This is a genomic window from Helicobacter sp. CLO-3, from assembly GCF_001854545.1.
In the GTDB taxonomy this organism is placed as follows: Bacteria; Campylobacterota; Campylobacteria; order Campylobacterales; family Helicobacteraceae; genus Helicobacter_B.
This window is the reverse complement of the sequence record NZ_MLQN01000070.1, coordinates 1-1,185: the sequence shown is the minus strand read 5'-3', so window position 1 is coordinate 1,185 and position 1,185 is coordinate 1. Positions and strand designations below refer to the sequence as shown.

The window sequence follows — 1,185 nt, the reverse complement described above, 5'->3', positions numbered from 1 at the left end:
AATGAATCTAGCGACAAATAAACGCACTTACGCTACGCGAGCATTTAATATCTTGTAAGTCTATTTCTAGATCTTTACAGAAATTTACTCATTCTGGTATTTTCCTCGGCTTGCAGTTCGCTAGCAAACGCCACAAACTCTTTTATATCCCCTTCGCGCAAAAAACTAATATATTTAGCCTTTGCCTCTTTTGGAATTATAAGTGGCGGCAAATCATTTTTAAGACAAGAATAAACGATCAGCAATCGCCCTGTCCGCCCATTCCCATCGCTAAATGGATGGATTTTCTCAAAAGCTATATGTGCTTCCAAAATCGCTTGTAGCTTTTCTTTTGATTCTGCTGCATTTTGTATTTTAATAATATAGATTCTCGCACCATTCTTTGATCGCAGTGGGCACCAAATACGGCTTTGTTGGCTCAAAATTTGCACCAACAACCATATTTTCTAGCTTTTTGAAATGCCCTGCCTCATCATGCAAATCTTTCATTATAAGAGCATGTAGGCTTTTTATTAATTCAGCATTCAATGGCTTGTCACTTTTTAGAGAATCCACAAAAAACGGCATAGCAAGGCGATAATTGCGCACTTCATAAAATTCCCGCTCGCTTGCCCTAAAATGCAAAAAGCCATCAAGAATAATAGATGCCGTCTCATCTTGGCTTAATGTGTTGCCTTCTATCGCTGTGCTATGATGAGCCATGCGCACACATAGATCAAGCATATAGTCTCTATTATTAAGCATATTCATCATTTAAACCCCTTGCTATCTAGCCATGCATTGAGTGCTTGGGTACAAATATAAGTTTGCGTCTCTATCCTTTTAGCATCCTCTCTATTCTGATAGCGCTTCAATCGATCTATAAGCTCTATTGGCAATAGCACACTATAGACTTTATTGCCCTTATTTTTAGATTCCTTTTTTGTTTTACTCTCGCCTCTGCCGCCATTTTCAAATTCATTTTCGCTAATGCTTTTACTTGATAGTGGCTGTGTTGGCTGTTTTTTAAATCCACCCATATTATTCCTTTAAGTAAAATATTTAAAACATTTTATAATAATTTTATTTACAATGTTTTAAAAGTAATTATAATGTTTTTCCAAAACTAACGATAGCTTCGCACAATGCGCCAAATTCACTTGTGGCTTTGATGTCATCAAATTCATCTAGGCTTTTGCCTTCTAT

Annotated in this window: 3 protein-coding genes; all 3 read right to left on the bottom strand. The window is 36.5% G+C overall.

Annotated elements, in window-relative coordinates:
- Positions 1 to 74: 74 nt before the first annotated feature.
- The 3 genes from BKN38_RS12160 to BKN38_RS10035 are packed head-to-tail and all read right to left on the bottom strand — an operon-like array spanning position 75 to position 1,019.
- Positions 75 to 431, bottom strand: a complete 357-nt coding sequence (locus tag BKN38_RS12160) for a Fic family protein (RefSeq protein WP_233712908.1) — start codon at positions 429 to 431, stop codon at positions 75 to 77.
- Complete coding sequence (locus tag BKN38_RS12155) at positions 355 to 753, bottom strand: Fic family protein (RefSeq protein WP_233712911.1); 399 nt, start codon at positions 751 to 753, stop codon at positions 355 to 357. Before BKN38_RS12155 ends, BKN38_RS12160 begins: the two co-directional genes overlap by 77 nt.
- Positions 750 to 1,019: a hypothetical protein gene (locus tag BKN38_RS10035; RefSeq protein ID WP_066456910.1), complete on the bottom strand. Its 270-nt coding sequence runs from the start codon at positions 1,017 to 1,019 to the stop codon at positions 750 to 752. The genes BKN38_RS12155 and BKN38_RS10035 overlap by 4 nt, the downstream gene beginning before the upstream one ends.
- Positions 1,020 to 1,185: the final 166 nt, after the last annotated feature.